Source organism: Streptomyces sp. NPDC050806 (assembly GCF_055586425.1).
Map to the genome: position 1 here is coordinate 487638 of NZ_JBVJIF010000008.1, position 19896 is coordinate 507533.

Annotated in this window: 15 protein-coding genes, 1 tRNA gene and 1 riboswitch; of the genes, 14 read left to right on the forward strand and 2 right to left on the reverse strand. The window is 71.8% G+C overall.

The window, feature by feature from the left end; all coding sequences use genetic code 11:
* Nucleotides 1-55 precede the first annotated feature (55 nt).
* The 13 genes from ACZ6WH_RS26980 (at nt 56) to ACZ6WH_RS27040 (ending at nt 15669) form a co-directional block, all read left to right on the forward strand.
* The gene (locus ACZ6WH_RS26980) at nt 56-754 is read left to right on the forward strand and encodes a hypothetical protein (RefSeq protein ID WP_469731290.1); all 699 of its coding nucleotides are present in this window, start codon (nt 56-58) and stop codon (nt 752-754) included.
* A complete protein-coding gene (locus tag ACZ6WH_RS26985; RefSeq protein ID WP_469731292.1) occupies nt 751-2580 on the forward strand; it encodes a protein kinase domain-containing protein in 1830 nt (609 codons plus the stop codon). The genes ACZ6WH_RS26980 and ACZ6WH_RS26985 overlap by 4 nt, the downstream gene beginning before the upstream one ends.
* A gap of 254 nt (nt 2581-2834) precedes the next feature.
* The gene (locus ACZ6WH_RS26990) at nt 2835-3464 is read left to right on the forward strand and encodes a SurA N-terminal domain-containing protein (RefSeq protein WP_432855444.1); all 630 of its coding nucleotides are present in this window, start codon (nt 2835-2837) and stop codon (nt 3462-3464) included.
* Nucleotides 3465-3528: 64 nt separating this feature from the next.
* The gene (locus tag ACZ6WH_RS26995; RefSeq protein WP_469731293.1) at nt 3529-4500 is read left to right on the forward strand and encodes a nucleoside triphosphate pyrophosphohydrolase; all 972 of its coding nucleotides are present in this window, start codon (nt 3529-3531) and stop codon (nt 4498-4500) included.
* Nucleotides 4501-4736: 236 nt separating this feature from the next.
* Entirely contained in the window at nt 4737-6131 is a 1395-nt protein-coding gene (locus tag ACZ6WH_RS27000) for a cytochrome P450 family protein (RefSeq protein ID WP_469731295.1), read from the forward strand.
* Between the two features lie 114 nt (nt 6132-6245).
* Entirely contained in the window at nt 6246-7301 is a 1056-nt protein-coding gene (locus ACZ6WH_RS27005) for a transglycosylase family protein (protein ID WP_469731297.1), read from the forward strand.
* 277 nt (nt 7302-7578) lie between these two features.
* A riboswitch (cyclic di-AMP (ydaO/yuaA leader) is annotated at nt 7579-7748 on the forward strand.
* Between the two features lie 4 nt (nt 7749-7752).
* The gene (locus ACZ6WH_RS27010; protein ID WP_469731299.1) at nt 7753-8430 is read left to right on the forward strand and encodes a transglycosylase family protein; all 678 of its coding nucleotides are present in this window, start codon (nt 7753-7755) and stop codon (nt 8428-8430) included.
* A gap of 364 nt (nt 8431-8794) precedes the next feature.
* Nucleotides 8795-10075 carry a phosphopyruvate hydratase gene (eno, locus tag ACZ6WH_RS27015; protein WP_361567878.1) on the forward strand — a complete coding sequence of 427 codons (1281 nt, stop codon included), beginning with the start codon at nt 8795-8797 and terminating at the stop codon, nt 10073-10075.
* A gap of 176 nt (nt 10076-10251) precedes the next feature.
* Nucleotides 10252-10722, forward strand: coding sequence for an FtsB family cell division protein (locus ACZ6WH_RS27020; protein ID WP_469731301.1), 471 nt, complete (start codon nt 10252-10254; stop codon nt 10720-10722).
* A 43-nt stretch (nt 10723-10765) separates the two neighbouring features.
* Nucleotides 10766-11317 carry a DUF501 domain-containing protein gene (locus ACZ6WH_RS27025; protein WP_469731303.1) on the forward strand — a complete coding sequence of 184 codons (552 nt, stop codon included), beginning with the start codon at nt 10766-10768 and terminating at the stop codon, nt 11315-11317.
* Nucleotides 11314-12267, forward strand: a complete 954-nt coding sequence (locus ACZ6WH_RS27030; protein WP_469731304.1) for a Ppx/GppA phosphatase family protein — start codon at nt 11314-11316, stop codon at nt 12265-12267. The genes ACZ6WH_RS27025 and ACZ6WH_RS27030 overlap by 4 nt, the downstream gene beginning before the upstream one ends.
* A 409-nt stretch (nt 12268-12676) precedes the next feature.
* Nucleotides 12677-14074, forward strand: a complete 1398-nt coding sequence (locus ACZ6WH_RS27035; protein WP_469731306.1) for an NAD(P)/FAD-dependent oxidoreductase — start codon at nt 12677-12679, stop codon at nt 14072-14074.
* A 281-nt stretch (nt 14075-14355) separates the two neighbouring features.
* Nucleotides 14356-15669 carry a class I SAM-dependent methyltransferase gene (locus ACZ6WH_RS27040; RefSeq protein WP_469731307.1) on the forward strand — a complete coding sequence of 438 codons (1314 nt, stop codon included), beginning with the start codon at nt 14356-14358 and terminating at the stop codon, nt 15667-15669.
* 72 nt (nt 15670-15741) lie between these two features.
* Here the strand turns inward: ACZ6WH_RS27040 and ACZ6WH_RS27045 are convergent, their stop codons facing one another.
* A complete protein-coding gene (locus tag ACZ6WH_RS27045) occupies nt 15742-18279 on the reverse strand; it encodes an ABC transporter permease (RefSeq protein ID WP_469731308.1) in 2538 nt (845 codons plus the stop codon).
* 66 nt (nt 18280-18345) lie between these two features.
* Nucleotides 18346-19128, reverse strand: a complete 783-nt coding sequence (locus ACZ6WH_RS27050; protein WP_432855420.1) for an ABC transporter ATP-binding protein — start codon at nt 19126-19128, stop codon at nt 18346-18348.
* A 428-nt stretch (nt 19129-19556) separates the two neighbouring features.
* Between ACZ6WH_RS27050 and ACZ6WH_RS27055 the strand changes: the two genes are divergently transcribed.
* A tRNA-Leu gene (locus ACZ6WH_RS27055) sits at nt 19557-19638 on the forward strand.
* Nucleotides 19639-19896 lie beyond the last annotated feature (258 nt).

Consider the following 19896-nt stretch of genomic DNA (forward strand, 5'->3'; position numbering starts at 1 on the left):
CGGTATATACGCTCGAAAAAAACCGCCACGACGGCCATACCGACCAGGAGCAGCAATGCACGGCCCAGCCCCGGCTCCGCCACCGCCCCGCTCCCTCCGGCCGGGCACGGTCGCGCTGCTGCGGGTGGTCTTCGTGGGCGTCGCCGTGCTCAGTCTCGGCATGCTCGCCTGGGTGACGCTGCTGCGCGCCGCGCTGGTGCGGCGGAGCCCGGTCGCCTGGTGGCTCTTCGGCGTGGACGCGGTGGTCACCGTCCCGCTGCTGGCCGTGGTCGGCTCGGTGCCCGAGAGCGACTGGCGCGGGGACGCCGCGATGGCGGTGATCCTCCTCCAGATGGCAGGCGCCGTGGCGTACTACCTCGTCGTCGACATCCGCGCCCGTGCCCGTTCCCTCACGGCGTACCCGCCCGACCACAGCCGGACCACGCAGCCGCACGGGACACCGCCGTACGGCGCCCCCGGGTACGGCGCCGCCCCCGCCTACGGGGCACCCGCGTACGGCGTGCCCTCCTACGGGACACCGGCGCACGGAGGACAGGCGCAAGGAGCACAGGCCTACGGAGCACCGGCCCAAGGAGCGCAGGCGTACGGAACTCCGGCGCACGGAGCGCAGGCGTACGCCGCACCCGGGAGGCCGCAGCGCATCGAGCAGGTGCGGGCCGAACTGGACGAGCTGAGCGACTACCTCCGGCGGAGCGACGGCTCCCCGGGTGACGGCCGCGGGGGTCAGGGGCCGCACGAGGAGGGGAGGCCGTGAACGGCAGAGTCATCGCCGGGCGGTACGAACTCTCCGCACTGCTCGGCCAGGGCGGCATGGGCCAGGTCTGGATCGCCTACGACCGCCGCCTGGACCGCCGCGTCGGCGTCAAACTGCTCCGCCCCGACCGGCTGGCCGGCGCCCCGGACGCCGAGGAGCTGCGCCACCGCTTCGCGCGCGAGTGCCGGGTGACCGCGCAGGTCGACCACCCGGGCCTGGTCACCGTGCACGACGCGGGCAGCGACGGCGACGACCTGTACCTGGTCATGCAGTACGTGGAGGGGGCCGACCTGGCGGACCACCTCGCCGAGCACGACCCGTACCCCTGGACCTGGGCGGTGTGCGTGGCCGCCCAGCTCTGCGCGGTGCTGGCGTCCGTGCACGCGGTACCGATCGTGCACCGCGACCTCAAGCCCCGGAACGTCATGGTCAAGGCGGACGGCACGGTCACCGTCCTGGACCTCGGCATCGCCTCGGCACTGGACACCGACACCACCCGCCTCACCCACACCGGCTCGCCCATCGGCAGTCCCGCGTACATGGCGCCCGAGCAGGCCATGGGCGGCACGGTCGGCCCGTACACCGACCTGTACGCGCTCGGGGTGCTGCTGCACGAACTGCTCAGCGGATCCGTACCGTTCGCCGGTTCCACGGCGCTCGGCGTGCTGCACCGGCATCTGTACGAACAGCCGGTACCGGTGCGGCAACTGCGGGCCGACGTCCCGGCGGAGCTGGAGGCGGTCGTGCTGCGGCTGCTGGCCAAGGACCCCGAGCACCGCCCGGCCGACGCGCAGGAGGTGTACCGGGCGCTGGCTCCCCTCCTTCCCCGCGCGGGCGCGGACGCGGGAGCGGTAGCCGGGAGCGAAGGGGCCGGCGGGCTGCCGCTGCCCGTCGCGCCCATGGACCCGACCCGGCCCTTCCTGCTGCCGCACGCACCGTGGCCGGGACGGGCGGGCCGCCCGTCGGGCGCTCCCCGGGCGGCGGTCACGGCCGCACGGACGGCGGTCACGGCCGTACCGGCGCCGAGCGCAGCCGTACCGGCGCCGCGTACGGCAGCGGAGGAAGCCCCGGCAGAGGCATATCCGCTCGCCCCGCCCGCGCCGCCCGCCACCGCCGTCCCCGCGCCGTTCGTCCCGGTCGTCGCTGCCGCCGCCGTCCCGTCCCCGATGGCCGTGGGCACGGACCCGCGCACCTCCGGACCGGCGCCCGTACCTGTACCCGTCTCCGTCCCCGCCCCCGCGGCCGTGTCCGGCGGGCCGGGCGCCGCCACCGTGGACGTCGCCGCCGCCGTCGAAGAGGTCAAGCGACTGCTCGACCACGGGCGGATCACCCAGGCCGTGGACATCCTCGGCGGCATCCTGCCGGCCGCGGCCGCACGGCACGGCGCGCACTCGCCGGTCGTCCGTACCCTGCGCAAGCAGTACGCCGCCACGCTCATGGACGACGGGCAGTACCGCCGCGCACTGCCGGAACTACGGCTGCTGGCCGAGGAGTTCGCGCGCGACTCCGGCCCGCGCGCGGGCCGCCAGGCGCTGCAGTTCCGTTTCGAGGCCGCCCAGTGCCTGGAGCAGCTGGGCGAGGCCGCGGCCGCCCTGGAGGAGTACCGCACGCTGCTGCCGCACTTCGAAGCGGCGCCCGAGGACCCCGTACGCCCGCTGGAGATACGCCGTTCCATCGGCCATCTGCTGCTGGCGCTCGGCGAGCGCGGTGCGGCGCAGGAGACGCTCGCCCGGCTGCTGTACGACGCGGAGCGGGTGCACGGCGCGCACCACGCGTTCCCGGCCGAGGTACGCCGCACCCTGGAGTGGCTGGCCCGCGTCCGCTGAACGGGGCGGTGACGCCGGGCGCGGCGTCCCTCGTACGGTCCCTCGTACACAGGGGCAGCAGTCGGGGCGCAGCGCCCTCGTACGCGGGGACACCTGCCGGACGCGGGGTACGAAACACAAAAGTGCCGCAATCGTTGGTCGAATTGCTGGTCCGTGTCGCGCGGACTCCATACCATCGATCAACGCCAGGACCGATACGCCCGCGAGGTGCTGAAGGCCCCCCGCTGCGTTCATGATCTTCGCCGGGAGGCCGAATGCTCCGCCGTAGGACTGCGCTCGCCGTTTCCGCCGCCGCGTTCGTGGCGGCCCCGCTCCTGTCCGCCTGCGGCAGCGACGCGCACCCCGGTGCCGCGGCCGTCGTCGGAGGCGAGCGGATCACCGTGGCGCAGCTCCAGGCGCGGGTGAAGAACGTCCGTACCGCCCAGGAGGGCGCCCCGCAGGGCGCGCAGATGATCCAGAACACCGGACGGCTCAGCGTGACCATGCTCAACAGCATGATCTTCGACCGGGTGCTGGCACGCAGCGCGAAGGACGCCGGCGTCGAGGCCAGCCGGTCCGAGGTACAGAAGTGGCGGAACACCGCCGAGCGGCGGGCCGGTGGCGCCGAGCGGCTGAAGGCGATGTCGCTCCAGCAGGCCATCGCGCCGGGCGAGATCGACGGCATGGCCCGCAACCAGATCCTGATGGACGGGATCGCGAAGAAGCTCGGCGTGAACCGCCAGACGCCGCAGGGGCAGCAGAAGCTCGCCGAAGAACTGGCCAAGAGCTCGCGTGACCTCGGCATCGACGTGAACCCGCGCTTCGGCAAGTGGAACGACCGCCAGGTCATGCTCGGCGAGGCGAAGACCCCGTGGGTGCGTACGGAGCAGAAGCAGCAGGTGTGACGTCCGGGCGGCAGGCGTCCGGCCTGCCGCCCGGCCACCCGCCCCCGTGCGTTACGTTCGACGGGTGAACGCTTCCGCCACCGGCCGCCTGGTCCTGCTCACCACCAGCCACCGGGTCGCACCCGGCCTGCTGTCCTGGCCCGCGTGGCAGACGCTGCGCACCGCCGACCGCGTGCTGTGCGGCGACCCCGACCACCCGCAGCTGCCCTACCTCGCCGAGGCGGGCATCGCGGCCGAGACCGCCGAGCCCACCGCCCGCGAGCTGGTCGACTACTGCGTGGCCGGCGGGCGCACGGCCGTCGTGCTGACCTCGGCCGCCGGGGAGAGCGCGCTGACCGACGGGCTCGCCCGCCTCGCCGGTTCGGGGCGTGAGGCGATGCCCGACCTGGAGCTGCTGCCCGGTTCGTACGACCTGCCAGGCGCCCGGCTGCTGGACCTCGTACAGGTCATGGACCGGATCCGGGTCGCCTGCCCGTGGAGCGGCGTCCGGACCCACGAGGACCTGGCGAAGTACGGCCTGGAGGAGATGTACGAGCTGGTCGAGGCGATCGAGGAGGGCGACCGGGAGGCGCTGGCCGAGGAGCTGGGCGACGTGCTGCTCCAGGTCGTCTTCCACTCCCGGATCGCGCAGGACGACCCCGACGAGCCGTTCTCCGTCGACGACGTCGCGGGCATCATCGTCGACAAGCTGATCAACCGGCACCCGCACGTCTTCGGCGACGAGGAGGCCGCGACGCCGGAGGAGGTCCGGGCCCACTGGCTGCGGACCAAGGCCGCCGAGAAGCAGCGGGAGTCCGTGACGGAGGGCGTGCCGCTGGGGCAGCCGGCCCTGGCGCTGGCCGCGAAGCTGGCGTCCCGGGCCCGTACCGCCGGCCTCGACGTGCCGGTCACGGGCGAGGGCATCGGCTACGAACTGCTGGCGCTGGCCGCGCGGGCCCAGGAAGAGGGCACCGACCCGGAAACCGCCTTGCGGGCGGCGGCTCGTACGTATCGGGACGCGATTGTGGCGGCGGAGGGGGCGGAGGGGGCGGTCTAGCTGATTCCTGGCAGGGCCCCTCCCTCTCCCCAACCACAGGGAGTCGAGTCGGGGGCCGGCGCCAATCCCACCCCCACCCCCACCCCCACGGCGAAAGCCCCTCCCCCACCTCCACCGCACTCCCACAAACGCTACCGGCCGCAACTGACAGTGACCGGGCCCTGTGGACAACTGACAGTGACCGGGCCCTGTGGACAACCGGATAGGGCCGGTGGACAACCGGATACGGTCGAAGCGTGCACGACACCACCGCCTCCGCCTCCACAACCCCCTCCACCTCCACCTCCACCTCCACCTCCCCCTCCGCCTGTCCCGAGCTCTTCACCTGGGAGTTCGCCGCCGATCCGTATCCCGCGTACGCCTGGCTCCGGGAGCACGCGCCGGTGCGCAGGACCACGCTTCCCAGCGGCGTCGAGGCGTGGCTGGTCACCCGCTACGCCGACGCGCGCGAGGCGCTGGCCGACCCCCGGCTGTCGAAGAACCCGCAGCACCACAGCGAGGCCGCGCACGGCAAGGGCAAGGTCGGCATCCCCGGCGAGCGCAGCGCCAACCTGATGACGCACCTGCTCAACATCGACCCGCCGGACCACACCCGGCTGCGCCGCCTCGTCGCCAAGGCGTTCACCCCGCGTACGGTGGCCCGGTTCGCGCCCCGCGTGCAGGAGCTCACCGACCAGCTGATCGACGGCTTCGCGGCGCGCGGCGAGGCCGACCTCATCCATGAGTTCGCCTTCCCGCTCCCCATCTACGCGATCTGCGACCTGCTGGGCGTGCCGCGCGAGGACCAGGACGACTTCCGGGACTGGGCCGGGATGATGATCCGGCACGGCGGGGGACCGCGCGGCGGAGTCGCCCGGTCCGTGAAGAAGATGCGTGCGTATCTGGCCGACTTGATCCACCGCAAGCGGGAGTCGCTGGCGGCGCAGGAGACCGGGGACGAGGATCTGATCTCGGCCCTCATCCGCGCCTCCGACCATGGCGAGCACCTCACCGAGAACGAGGCGGCGGCGATGGCGTTCATCCTGCTCTTCGCCGGGTTCGAGACGACGGTCAACCTGATCGGGAACGGTACTTACGCCCTGCTGCGCAACCCCGGACAGCGGGCGCGGCTGCAGGCCGCGCTGGCCGCGGGCGACGAGGAACTGCTCGCCACCGGGGTCGAGGAACTGCTGCGCTACGACGGGCCGGTGGAGCTGGCGACCTGGCGGTTCGCGACGCAGGAGCTGACCATCGGCGGGCAGACGGTCGCCGCGGGCGACCCTGTGCTGGTCGTACTGGCGGCCGCGGACCGGGACCCGGCGCGCTTCGAGGAGCCGGACGCGCTGGACCTCGGGCGCCGCGACAACCAGCACCTCGGGTACGGGCACGGCATCCACTACTGCCTGGGCGCGCCGCTGGCCCGCCTCGAAGGCCGTACGGCGCTGGCGACCCTCCTGACCCGGCTGCCCGATCTGGAGCCGGCTGCGGATCCGGACGATTTGCGGTGGCGCGGCGGCCTGATCATGCGCGGGCTCCGGGCCCTGCCGGTGCGGTTCACGCCCGAGCAGCCGGGCGCTTCGGACGGGGTGTCAGAAAGGGCATTCCCGCAGGTACCGGAACGAGACAAGGGTGCGGAACAGGGCCTGAACTGACGTGGCGTCAGCGGCGTGATCCACGCGTGATCTCCGCTACACCGGCTTGAGACCGGACCGGGCCCCCGCTACCTTGCGTGCGACAACTCAAGCCGCCGCTCGAAAGGCATTCGCATGCGCTCCGGCAACGGTAGACACCGCCGCCCCCGCCAGGCCCCCGCCCTCCTGGTGGCGGCCTCCGTCACGGGTGCGGGCCTGGCCCTGCCGCTGCTGACGGCGGGCGGCGCGCAGGCCGCCGACACCGCCACCTGGGACCGCGTCGCCATGTGCGAGAGCGGCGGCATGTGGAGCGCCAACGCCGGCAACGGCTTCTACGGCGGGCTCCAGCTGACCCTCCAGATGTGGCGGGACTACGGCGGCGAGTCCTACGCCGAGCGCCCGGACCTCGCCAGCCGCTCCCAGCAGATCGCGGTCGCCGAGTCGATCCTGAACGACCGTGGCCCGGACGCCTGGCCCAGCTGCGCCGTCAACGCCCGCCTGGACGTGGACGGCCTGATACCCGACGTGGACCCGGGCGGGTCGGAGGCGCCCGCCCCGCAGCCCTCGGAGTCCGGCGACGACGCCTCCGGCGGCCCGTCCGCCGGTACGGGCGAGGAGGGCGGCGGCGACTCGGCGCAGCCGTCCGACGGTGCCTCCTCCGAGCCGTCCGGCGACGCCACGACCGACCCCTCCGATGAGGCCACGACCCCGCCGGCGGACGAGCCCGACGCCGAGCCGTCCGGCGACGCCACCGCCAAGCCGTCCGACGGCGCCACGGACGCCGACAAGGGTTCCGGCGCGGACTCCGGTGAGGACTCCGCGGGGCGGGATGCGGGCGGCTCCGCCGACCGGCCGTCCGGCGACGCGTCCGCTCCTTCCGGCGACCCCTCGGCCCCCGGTACCGGCCGCCACCGCGGCTCGGCGGGCGACGGTGCGGGCGAGAGGGCGGACGGCAAGGGGAAGGACGGCCGTTCCACGGGGCGGCACGCCTCGCGCGGCGGGGACGCGCACCGCGGTACCTCGGGTGGCGACGACACGTACACGGTGCGGCCCGGCGACAGCCTGTCCGCGATCGTCGAGGAGCGCGGGCTGACCGGGGGCTGGACCGGCCTGTACGCCGCCAACGAGGGCGTCATCGGGACCGATCCGGACCTTATCCACCCTGGTCAGCGGCTCGATCTGGGGCAGTGACGCAGGGGGCGGGCGGCATAAGTGCGGCCGGGTTGTACCCAATTGGGGAAAGTGAGACATGGGTCTCGTCCCGGAGCGTTTCCGCCCGCCGTATCCGTTGTTTCCATACCGTGTTCGACCTGCGCAAACGGATGGTTTCGATGATCGAAAACGGTCAACTGTCCTACGAAAGGGTGGTTTGAACCGCCGAGGGGTGTGTGTTTACGTTCTTCACCGCTCGCACCAAGCGGGCCCGCCGATCATTCGCCGAATCCTGCCGGTGATCGGTCGGACAACCGTCGCGCAAGCGCCGTAGGCAGGAGCGGGGGACCCAAGGTAAGTGCCGTCACCGCAGTGGAAACGCAGCGGGCGGCTTGGGGTGAAGCCGGGTGTGCGGAAGCGCGTCCGGCCGGGCCACTCACAGCCCGAACCCGACAGCTCACCTCGCAGGCGTCGGTGAGGAAGAACAACCATGCTCAAGGGCAAGCACCGCCGCCCCTCGAAGGCCGTCCGCGTCGTCACGCTCGCCGGTGTCGCCGGCGCCGCCGTGGCCGTTCCGCTGATGACCGCCGGTTCCGCCAACGCCGCCTCGGTCGCCACCTGGGACAAGGTCGCCCAGTGCGAGTCCGGCGGCAACTGGTCGATCAACACCGGTAACGGCTACTACGGTGGCCTGCAGTTCAACAACCAGTCCTGGGCCGCCGCCGGCGGTACCAAGTACGCGCCGCGTGCCGACCTGGCCACCAAGGACCAGCAGATCGCCACCGCCGAGAAGCTGCTCGCCATGCAGGGCCCGGGTGCCTGGGGCTGCGCCGGTGCCGGCGGCCTGACCGCCGGTGGCCCGGCCGCGCAGGTGGACACCGGCTCCGGCCAGGCCCAGCAGCAGGCCCCGAAGCAGGAGGCGCCGAAGCAGCAGGCCGCCCCCAAGCAGGAGGCGCCGAAGCAGCAGGCCGCCCCGAAGCCGCAGTCGGTGCAGCCCAAGGCCGCCCCGAAGCAGGGCCACGGCAACTACACCGTGAAGTCCGGCGACACCCTGGGCAAGATCGCCAAGGCGCACGGCGAGAACTGGAAGACGGTCTACGAGAACAACAAGTCGACCGTGGGCGACAACGCCGACCTGATCTTCCCGGGCCAGAAGCTCGAGGTCTGATCCGCCTCACTGACGGGTCCTGACAGCCCCCCCGGCCGGGGCCGCCGTCCGATCGGTGCACGATCGGCGTGCGGCCCGGCCCGTGTGACCGCCCCGCCGCGACGCGAAGCCCCCGAGCGCGTCACGGCGGGGCTTCACGTTTGCGGGGCGGCTTTGGCGCGCAGGCATCCGGGCGGGCCGCCGCTCAGATGCGTAGTGCCCGTTATGGCAGATATGTCCGCCATGAAAACCGGTTCTTACCTCCCGTATTGAGGGCCTTTGGGTCCTTTTTCGTCTCACGGAAGGGGCTAGGGGCAGGCGGACGGTCCCCGGGCCGTTAGGCTCGTGTTGCAGAACTCCAGATGACACCCATGAAGGAGACAACGTGCCGTCGATCGACGTCGTCGTAGCTCGCGAGATCCTCGACTCGCGAGGCAACCCCACGGTCGAGGTCGAGGTCGGCCTCGACGATGGCAGCACCGGCCGCGCTGCCGTGCCGTCCGGCGCCTCCACCGGCGCCTTCGAGGCCATCGAGCTGCGTGACGGCGACCCGAACCGTTACCTCGGCAAGGGCGTCGAGAAGGCTGTCCTCGCCGTGATCGAGCAGATCGGCCCCGAGCTGGTCGGCTACGACGCCACCGAGCAGCGCCTCATCGACCAGGCGATGTTCGACCTGGACGCCACCGACAACAAGGGCTCCCTGGGCGCCAACGCGATCCTGGGCGTCTCCCTGGCCGTCGCGCACGCCGCGTCCGAGGCCAGCGACCTGCCGCTGTTCCGCTACCTCGGCGGCCCGAACGCGCACGTGCTGCCCGTTCCGATGATGAACATCCTCAACGGCGGGTCGCACGCCGACTCCAACGTGGACATCCAGGAGTTCATGATCGCCCCGATCGGCGCGGAGTCCTTCTCCGAGGCGCTGCGCTGGGGTGCCGAGGTCTACCACACCCTCAAGAAGGTCCTGAAGGCCAAGGGCCTGGCCACCGGCCTGGGCGACGAGGGCGGCTTCGCCCCGAACCTGGGCTCCAACCGTGAGGCCCTCGACCTCATCCTGGAGGCCATCAAGGAGGCCGGCTACGCCCCCGGCCAGGACATCGCGCTCGCGCTGGACGTCGCCGCCTCCGAGTTCTACAAGGACGGCAAGTACCAGTTCGAGGGCAAGGAGCGCTCGGCCGCCGAGATGACCGAGTACTACGAGGAGCTCGTCGCCTCGTACCCGCTCGTGTCCATCGAGGACCCGCTGTTCGAGGACGACTGGGCCGGCTGGAACGTCATCACCGAGAAGCTCGGCAGCAAGGTGCAGCTCGTGGGCGACGACCTGTTCGTCACCAACCCCGAGCGCCTGGCCCGCGGCATCGAGGAGAACTCCGCCAACGCCCTCCTGGTCAAGGTCAACCAGATCGGTTCGCTGACCGAGACCCTGGACGCCGTCGAGCTGGCCCAGCGCAACGGCTTCAAGTGCATGATGTCGCACCGCTCCGGTGAGACCGAGGACGTCACCATCGCCGACCTGGCCGTCGCCACCAACTGCGGCCAGATCAAGACCGGCGCCCCGGCCCGCTCCGAGCGCGTCGCCAAGTACAACCAGCTGCTGCGCATCGAGGAGATCCTCGACGACGCCGCGGTGTACGCGGGCCGCAGCGCGTTCCCGCGCTTCAAGGGCTGAGTCGGCCCTGCGGCTCAAGGGCTGACGCCCGCGCCTCAAAGGCTGACACCCCGCGCCTCAAAGGCTGAGTGCTGACGGCCCCGCGGCCGGAAAGCCCCGGCTTCCGTACGTCCCCGGCAGCGGTCCCGTACCGTTGCCGGGGACGTATGTACGAGGCGAGGCAGGGGAGGCGGCAGGTGTCCGCGGAACGCTTCTCGACCGCGACCCGGCTCAAGGCGCTCGGCGAGCAGGCCGCGGCCCGGGTCTACCGCGCGCGCTCCCCGCGCCGCAGCCGGCTCACCGGCCGCGCCGCGCTGCTCGCGCTCGTCCTGTGCTCGCTGGTCGTGGCCCTGGCGTACCCGATAAGGGCCTACGTCTCCCAGCGCTCGGACATCGACGACCAGCGCCGCCAGGCCGAGACCACGCAGGACGCCGTACAGCGGCTGCGCCAGGAGAAGGCCCGCTGGCAGGACCCCGCGTACGTGCGCCAGCAGGCCCGCCGCCACCTGCACTACGTACTGCCCGGCGAGACGGGCTACACCGTCGTGGACGGCACCGGCGCGAGCCGGCCGCGCGCCGGACAGGGCGCCGTGCAGCGCCCGTGGTACGAACCGATCTGGTCCGGCCTGGACTCCGCCGACGCGCGAGGGCGCGCCGCCGGGGGATGATGGGGCGGCCGACCGTACAACCCTGACGACAAGAGAAGCCTGCATGGACACGCCGCCTCCCCAGACCGAGCCCACCGAGCCCACCGACGCGGACGTCGCGGCGTTCCGGGAGCAGCTGGGCCGCCCGCCCCGCGGCCTGCGCGCCATCGCGCACCGCTGCCCCTGCGGCAACCCGGACGTCGTCGAGACGGCCCCGCGCCTGGAGGACGGCACGCCCTTCCCCACGCTGTACTACCTCACCTGCCCGCGCGCGGCCTCCGCGATCGGCACGCTGGAGGCGAACGGCGTGATGAAGGAGATGACCGACCGGCTGGCCACCGACCCGGAGCTGGCCGACGCCTACCGCGCGGCCCACGACGACTACATCCGGCGCCGCGACGCCATCGAGGAGCTGAAGGGCTTCCCGAGCGCGGGCGGCATGCCGGACCGGGTGAAGTGCCTGCACGTCCTGGTCGGCCACTCGCTGGCGGCGGGGCCCGGCGTGAACCCGCTGGGCGACGAGGCCATCGCCATGTTGCCGGAGTGGTGGCGGAAGGGCCCCTGCGTGGGCCCGTGCGGGAACGAGGGAAACCAGGAAGAGGGAGCCTCCGAGTGAAGCGCGTCGCCGCCATCGACTGCGGTACCAACTCCATCCGTCTGCTCGTCGCGGACCTGGACCCGGAGACCGGCGAGCTGAAGGACCTGGACCGCCGGATGAAGATCGTCCGGCTCGGCCAGGGCGTGGACCGTACGGGCCGGCTGGCGCCGGAGGCGCTGGAGCGGACCTTCGCGGCCTGCCGGGAGTACGCCGCCGTGATCGAGGAGCTGGGCGCGGAGCGGCTGCGCTTCGTGGCGACCTCGGCCTCGCGCGACGCGGAGAACCGGGACGACTTCGTGCGCGGCGTGGTGGACATCCTGGGCGTCGAGCCCGAGGTCATCACCGGCGACCAGGAGGCGGAGTTCTCCTTCACGGGCGCGACGAAGGAGCTGACGGGCCGCGCCGACATGGAGGAGCCCTACCTGGTCGTGGACATCGGCGGCGGGTCGACGGAGTTCGTGCTCGGTGCCGGCTCCGTGCAGGCCGCCCGCTCCGTGGACGTCGGCTGTGTCCGGATGACCGAGCGGCACCTCGTCCGGGACGGCGAGGTCATCGACCCGCCGGGGGCCGAGCAGATCGCCGCGATGACGGCGGACATCGCGGCGGCGCTGGACAAGGCCGCGGAGACCGTGCCGCTGGACGGGGCGCACACCCTGGTGGGGCTCGCGGGCTCGGTGACGACGCTCGCGGGCATCGCCCTGCGGCTGCCGGAGTACGACTCGGCCGCCATCCACCACGCGCGGATCCCGCTGACGGAGGTCCGGGAGATCACCGAGCGGCTGCTGCGCTCCACGCACGACGAGCGCGCGGCGATCCCGGTGATGCACGCGGGCCGGGTCGACGTGATCGCTGCGGGTGCCCTCGTACTGCTTTCGATCATGGAGCGTACGGGCGCTCAGGAGGTCGTCGTCTCCGAGCACGACATCCTGGACGGCATCGCCTGGAGCGTTGCCCGAGAGGCCCGCTGAGGGCTTCTGGAAGGTACGGGGAGGGGCTTCGGGGCGCGTGAGTGACGCGTTCCGGAGCCCCTTCGTGGCGTGCCGGAGAAAATGTTCGTGAAACTCTTCACATGAAAAAAGCGCCCGATGGGGCAACAAGTCGACCCGCACTCGTCCCTTCGGGGCTCACCTGTGAGCGCGCACCGGGGAATGTGCGGTTTCGGCGGGCTTAAAGACGCGCTTATGTGACGCGTGGTCCAGCCTCACAAAGGGCCGCAAGCCCTGATGAGGAGGGGTGTGCAACGCTCGGCGGGACCCTGTGGTTCCCCCGCGTGACTATGGCGTCGATCACGAAGGCGCGGAGTGTAGCAGACCCCTCTTCCTTGCTTGTGAAGGCCCTCACGAGCGACCCCCCAAGTGGGGGTGGATACTCGATGACATGAGCACCACGGAGCGTCCCAGGATCCTCGTAGTAGGCGGTGGGTACGTAGGCCTGTACGCGGCACGCCGCATCCTCAAGAAGATGCGGTACGGCGAGGCGACCGTCACGGTCGTCGACCCGCGCTCGTACATGACGTACCAGCCCTTCCTCCCCGAGACTGCCGCCGGCAGCATCTCGCCGCGCAACGTCGTCGTCCCGCTGCGACGCGCTGTGCCGGGTGCCGAGATTCTCACCGGCCGCGTCACCACCATCGACCAGGACCGCAAGGTCGCCATGATCGCCCCGCTCGTGGGCGAGGCGTACGAGCTGCCCTTCGACTACCTGGTCATCGCCATGGGCGCGGTCTCCCGCACCTTCCCGACCCCCGGCCTGGCCGAGCAGGGCATCGGTATGAAGGGCGTCGAGGAGGGCATCGGCCTGCGCAACCACGTGCTTGAGCAGCTCGACAAGGCCGAGTCGACGACCGACGAGGAGATCCGCCGCAAGGCGCTCACCTTCGTCTTCATCGGCGGTGGCTTCGCGGGCGCCGAGACCATCGGCGAGGTCGAGGACCTGGCGCGCGACGCTGCCAAGTTCTACAACAACGTGAAGCGCGAGGACATGCGCTTCGTGCTCGTCGACGCCGCTGACAAGGTGCTGCCGGAGGTCGGGCCCGAGCTCGGCCAGTACGGCAAGGAGCACCTGGAGTCCCGCGGTATCGAGGTCTACCTGAAGACCACCATGCCGTCCTGCGTCGACGGCCACGTGGTGCTCAGCAACGGCCTCGAGGTCGACGCCAACACCGTCGTGTGGACGGCCGGCGTCAAGCCGAACCCGGCGCTCGCGCGCTTCGGTCTCCCGCTCGGCCCGCGGGGTCACGTCGACGCGGCCGCCACCCTTCAGGTGCAGGGCACCGACTACATCTGGGCCGCGGGCGACAACGCCCAGGTGCCGGACCTGGTCGGCCGCGCCAACGGCAACGAGAACGCCTGGTGCCCGCCGAACGCCCAGCACGCGATGCGCCAGGCCAAGGTGCTCGGCGACAACGTGGTCTCCGGCATGCGGGGCTTCCCGCAGAAGGAGTACAAGCACGCCAACAAGGGTGCGGTCGCCGGTCTCGGCCTGCACAAGGGCGTCGCGATGATCGTCATGGGCAAGATGAAGATCAAGCTCAAGGGCCGTCTCGCCTGGTACATGCACCGCGGCTACCACGGTCTGGCGATGCCGACCTGGAACCGCAAGGTCCGTGTGATCGCCGAGTGGACGCTCAACGTGTTCCAGAAGCGCGACATCACCTCGCTCGGCGCCATGGAGAACCCCCGCGAGGAGTTCTACGAGGCCGCCAAGCCCGCTCCGAAGCCGGCTGCCGCCGCCGAGGAGAAGAAGGACGACAAGACGGCCGCCAAGGCCTCTTGAGCTCAGGCTTCCCGGCCCTCGCCGGGAAGCCGGCCGCACACATACGCCGAAGGGCGCCTGCCATCCGTGGGGCAGGCGCCCTTCGGCGTATCCGTGGTGAGGGGCCGTACGCCGGTGCGCAGACCGGCCGCGCGCGCCGCCCCTTCGGCGTATTCACAATGGCGCCGGATCCGGGCTTTGCTGTTCCCTTACGAACGAACGGGACTACCCGGGCCCCGCCAGGCGTTTACGTGGTGGGTGAAACTATCTCGCCCCGACTCGTCAATACGGAGGTGTGCGACATGGCCGACGCCGCTGGACGGCTCACCAAGCTCGCCGAGGAGGTACTGGGCGCCCCGCTCCCCGTACGCATCCGGGCCTGGGACCACAGCGAGTCCGGTCCCCCGGGAGCCCCGGCCCTCGTCTTCCGGAACCGGCGCGCCCTGCGCCACCTGCTCTTCAAGCCCGGCGAACTGGGCCTGGCCCGCGCCTGGGTGGCCGGTGACCTCGACGTCGACGGCGACCTCTACGCCGCCCTGGACGGTCTCGCGGAAATGATCTGGGAGCGCGGCCCCGAGGAGGACGCCAAGCCGCAGCGCGCCGCCGTCCTCCGCGCGCTGGCCCGCCCCGAGGTCCGCAGCGCGGCCCGCGAACTCCTCTCGCTCGCCGGCGCCCCGATCCCGCCCCGGCCGCCCGCCGAAGAGGCCCCCAAGAGCCACGGCCCGCTGCACACGCTGCGCCGCGACAAGCAGGCCATCAGCCACCACTACGACGTCGGCAACGACTTCTACGAGCTGGTCCTCGGCCCGTCCATGGTCTACTCCTGCGCCTACTGGGAGAGTCCGGACGCGACCCTGGAAGAGGCACAGCGCGACAAACTCGACCTCATCTGCCGCAAGCTGAACCTCCAGGAGGGCGAGCGGCTGCTGGACGTGGGCTGCGGCTGGGGCTCGATGGTGCTGCACGCCGCCGAGCGCTACGGCGTGAGCGCGGTCGGCGTCACCCTCTCCGAGGAGCAGGCCGCGTACGCCCGCAAGCGCGTCGCCGAGGCCGGGCTCACCGACCGCATCGAGATCCGGGTGCAGGACTACCGCCTGGTCAAGGACGGCCCGTACGACGCGATCTCCTCCATCGGGATGGCCGAGCACGTGGGCCGGGCCCGGTACGCCGAGTACGCCGCCGACCTCTACGGCCTGCTCAAGCCCGGCGGCCGGCTGCTCAACCACCAGATCGGCCGCCGACCGATGGCCGACGAGGACAGCTACCACGTCGACGAGTTCATCGACCGGTACGTCTTCCCCGACGGCGAACTGGCCCCCGTCGGCCGGACCGTCGGCGCGCTGGAGGACGCCGGCTTCGAGGTGCGTGACGTGGAGGCGATCCGCGAGCACTACGCGCTGACGCTGCGTCAGTGGGTGGCCAACCTGGAGCGCCACTGGGACCGTGCCGTGCGCCTGACCACGCCGGGGCGGGCCCGGGTGTGGCGGCTGTACATGGCCGCCTCGGCGCTCTCCTTCGAGCGCAACCGCATCGGCGTGAACCAGGTCCTCGCGGTCCGCACGCCGGAGGGCGGGACCTCCGGCATGCCCCTGCGGGCACGGGAGTGGCGGGGCTGAACGCCCGGCCGTGACACGACGGGAGCCCCGGTCCGCAGGGACCGGGGCTCCCGCCGTGTGCGGCGGTGCGGGCTACTCCGACTTGATCGCGGCCAGCATGTTCAGCCGGGCCGCGCGGCGGGCCGGCCAGAGCGCCGCCAGCACGCCGACCACCGCGGCGAGCGCCAGGAAGAGCGCCATCCGGCCCCAGGGCAGCACCATTTCGTACGTGGCCAGGTCGCCCTCGATGAGCTTGCCGCCGGCCCAGCCGAAGAAGACGCCGAGGCCGATGCCGAGCACCCCGCCGAAGAGGGAGATCACCAGGGACTCCAGGCGGACCATCCGCTTGATGCCGCGCCGGTCCAGGCCGATCGCCCGCAGCATGCCGATCTCCTGCGAGCGCTCGAACACCGACATCGCGAGGGTGTTGACCACGCCGAGGACCGCGACGATCACCGCCATGGCCAGCAGCCCGTACAGGATGTTCAGCATCAGGGTGATCATCTGCGCGATGCCCTCGGAGACGTCCTTCTTGTCCTGGACCGCGATGGCCGGGTTGTCACCGAGCGCCTTGGCCAGCGCGTCCTGGGTGGCCTCCGACGGGCCGCCCGCGGTCTTGACCATGACCTGCATGTCGGACGCGTTCCTCTGGTGCGGGTCCAGGGTGGCGGTGTCCAGCAGGATGCCGCGGATCAGCTCGTTGCCCTCGTAGATCCCGCCGACGGTGAGCCGGCCGCGCTTGCCGTCCTCGTACGTCGTGGTGAGCGTCGAGCCGACGTGCCAGCCGTGCTCCTTGGCGGTGTCGCTGTCCACGACGGTCTTGTCCGCGGTGAGCCCGTCGAGGGAGCCGGCCTTGAGGTCCAGCCGGGTCAGCTCGGCGAGGTCCTTGCCGTTGACGCCGGTGAGGTACTCGATGTCGCCGTCGACGCGGGCCGGGGCGTTGCGCATCGGGCTGGACGCCGTGACCTTCGGGTTGTCCGCCAGCTCGGCGGCGACGTCCGGGGAGAGCGGGCCCTTGTTGACCATGCTGACGACGTAGTCCGCCTTCATGGAGTCGGTGGCCATCTTGTCGACGGCCTGCTGCGCGCTGCCCGCGATCACGGTCAGGCCGGTGATCAGGGTGAGGCCGATCATCAGCGCGGAGGCCGTGGCGGCGGTGCGGCGCGGATTGCGTACCGCGTTCTGCCGGGCGAGCTTGCCGGAGATGCCGAAGACGCGCAGGACCGGGGCGGCCGCCGCGATCAGCGGCCGGGACAGCAGCGGGGTCAGGATGAAGACGCCGACCAGCAGCAGCGCCGCGCCGCCGCCCATCGGGGCCTTGCCGCCGTCGCCCATGCCGGTGGCCAGCAGGACCAGGGCCGCGCCGGCGGCCGAGACGACCGCGCCGAGGGTGTTCCGGACGACCAGCGACTTGGTGGAGGCGGTGGCGTGCACGCTGTTCATGGCGGCCACCGGCGGGATCTTCGCGGCCCGGCGGCCGGGCAGCCACGCGGCCAGCATGGTCACCACGATGCCGACGGCGAGCGAGGCCAGGACCGTGCCGGGGGAGACGACCAGCGGGCCGTCGGGCAGGGTCTGGCCGGTGGCGCCCATCAGGGAGCGCAGCCCGGCGCCGATGCCGACACCGGCCGCGAGTCCGGCGACCCCGGCGACCGCGCCCACGACGAACGCCTCGATGAGGACCGAGCGGGTCACCTGGCGGCGGCTGGCGCCGACCGCGCGCAGCAGCGCCAGTTCCTTGGTGCGCTGGGCGACCAGCATGGTGAAGGTGTTGGCGATGATGAAGATGCCGACGAAGAGCGCGATCCCGGCGAAGACCAGCAGGCTGGAGCGCATCGAGCTCATGCTCTCGGCGATCGACTTCGCCTGGTCGTCGGCCAGCTTCTCGCCGGTGGTCGTCTCGGCCCGGTCCTTCGGCAGGATCGCGTCGATACGGTCCTTCAGCTGGGCCTGGGAGGTGCCGGCCGCGGCCTTGACGTGGATCTGGTCGAACTGCCCCGGCGCGGCGTAGAGCTTCTGCGCGGTGGCGGTGTCGAAGAGGGCGAGGCTGCCGCCGGCCGCGGCGTTGCCGTCGTCGGTGGTGAAGATGCCGGTGAGCTTCTCCTTGCGGACCGGGCCGTCGACGGAGAGCCGTACGGTGTCGCCGACGTGGAAGCCGGCGCGGTCGGCGGTCTTCGCGTCGAGCGCTATCTCGCCCGGGTTCGCCGGTGCCTGGCCGTCCCGCATCGGGTAGCGGTGGTCCTGGCCGTCCTTGCCCGGGTAGTAGTTGTGGCCCTGGCTGCTGAAGCCGTCGCCGAGGAGCTTGCCGTCCTCGCCGGCGACGGCGGCGAAGCCGGAGACGTCGCCGGTGACGCGGGCGGCGCCGGGGACGCCGGCCGCCTTGTCCAGGAGGCCCTGGCTCAGCCGGGGGGACTCGCCGGGGTTGGCGGAGGGGCTGTCGGACCAGGCGGGTGTGACGGCGACGTCGACGTCGTCGAAGCCCTTCTGGGAGGAGCGCTGGTAGGCGTCGGAGACGGTCGAGGTGAAGACCAGGGTGCCGGAGACGAAGGCGACGCCGAGCAGCACGGCGAGCACGGTCATCAGCAACCGGGCCTTGTGCGCGAAGACGTTGCGCAAGGCGGTACGGAACATGAGTGGGTCAGTCCTGAAGGTGAGGTCCGGAGGACGGGGCGGCGGTGCGGGGCACGTACGGGCGGGTCAGCTCGTACGGCGCTTGGCGTCGAAGCCCTTCATGCGCTCCAGCACCTTCTCGGCGGTAGGGGCGGCCATGTCGTCGACGATCCGGCCGTCGGCGAGGAAGACCACCCGGTCCGCGTAGGCGGCGGCCACCGGGTCGTGGGTGACCATCACCACGGTCTGGCCCAGCTCGCGCACGGAGTTGCGGAGGAAGCCCAGGACCTCGGCGCCGGAGCGGGAGTCGAGGTTGCCGGTGGGCTCGTCCGCGAAGATGATCTCGGGCTTGGAGGCCAGCGCGCGGGCCACCGCGACGCGCTGCTGCTGGCCGCCGGAGAGCTCGCTCGGGCGGTGCTTGAGCCGCCCGGAGAGACCGACGGTCTCCACGACCCGGTCCAGCCACTGCTTGTCGGGCTTGCGGCCCGCGATGTCCATCGGCAGCGTGATGTTCTCCAGCGCGCTGAGTGTGGGCAGCAGGTTGAACGCCTGGAAGATGAAGCCGATCTTGTCCCGGCGGAGCTGGGTGAGCTTCTTGTCCTTCAGGCCGGTCAGCTCGGTCTCGCCGATCCGCGCCGAACCGCGGGAGATGGTGTCCAGGCCGGCCATGCAGTGCATCAGCGTGGACTTGCCGGAGCCGGAGGGGCCCATGATCGCGGTGAACTCGGCCTGCCGGAACTCGACGCTCACGCCGTCCAGGGCGACCACCTGGGTCTCGCCCTGTCCGTAGACCTTGGTGAGATCCGTGGCGCGGGCGGCCACCGCGGTGGCGCGGGTGGCGGTGGGGACGCCGGTGTGGGTGGTGGTCACGGGATGGTGCTCCTGTCGGGACGTAGGGGCCGTGTAAACGGTCGGATTCCATCGTCCGGGAGCGGATCGGGCCGGGCGTCAGCCCCTGCGCCGGTCTCTCGGGGGGACTGCGGTCGGACCCGTGAGCCCCTGGGTCCTCCTTGGGGATGAGGGCGACCCTGAGGCGCTGACGCGACGGCGGGGGCCCGGGGAGACTGGGGAGCAGGGGGCGGAGGACAGCGAGTTTCCGTCAATCCGGGGGCGACGGCACCGTTGACACGTGAGCGGGGCGGTTCGGCCCTGGGCATGTGCCGAAGGCGAGTACCACGTGCTGATGCACCCTCAGTTGCCAATAAAATAAGACAACCTCAGGGCCTCCCGCCGCTGTTCGAGTGGTGTCGCGGGCTAGGCTCGTGGTGCCGTCTTCGTGACGGCGTGGGGGGTTTCGGGCCCGGATGGTGGAATGCAGACACGGCGAGCTTAAACCTCGCTGGCCTTCGGGCCGTGCCGGTTCAAGTCCGGCTCCGGGCACGCCTCTCCCGAGCGTGCGAGCGCCGCTGCCGTCGTGGCGGCGACGCGGGGCGGCCGCGCGGCGCACCCGTAGGCGCCGGGTCCGTGCGACGGCGAGCGGATCTCAAGGGTAAAAACTCACCAAGTCGCCACACGGCCTGTGTGGTCGACAATCTCGGCGTTTGCTGCCGGTTTCAGATGTCCTTTTATTTCTTGTTTGCCTTTTCCTGACCGCCTGCTGAGGCTTTTCCGTCCACCCCTTTACGGAGGCGAGGCGGC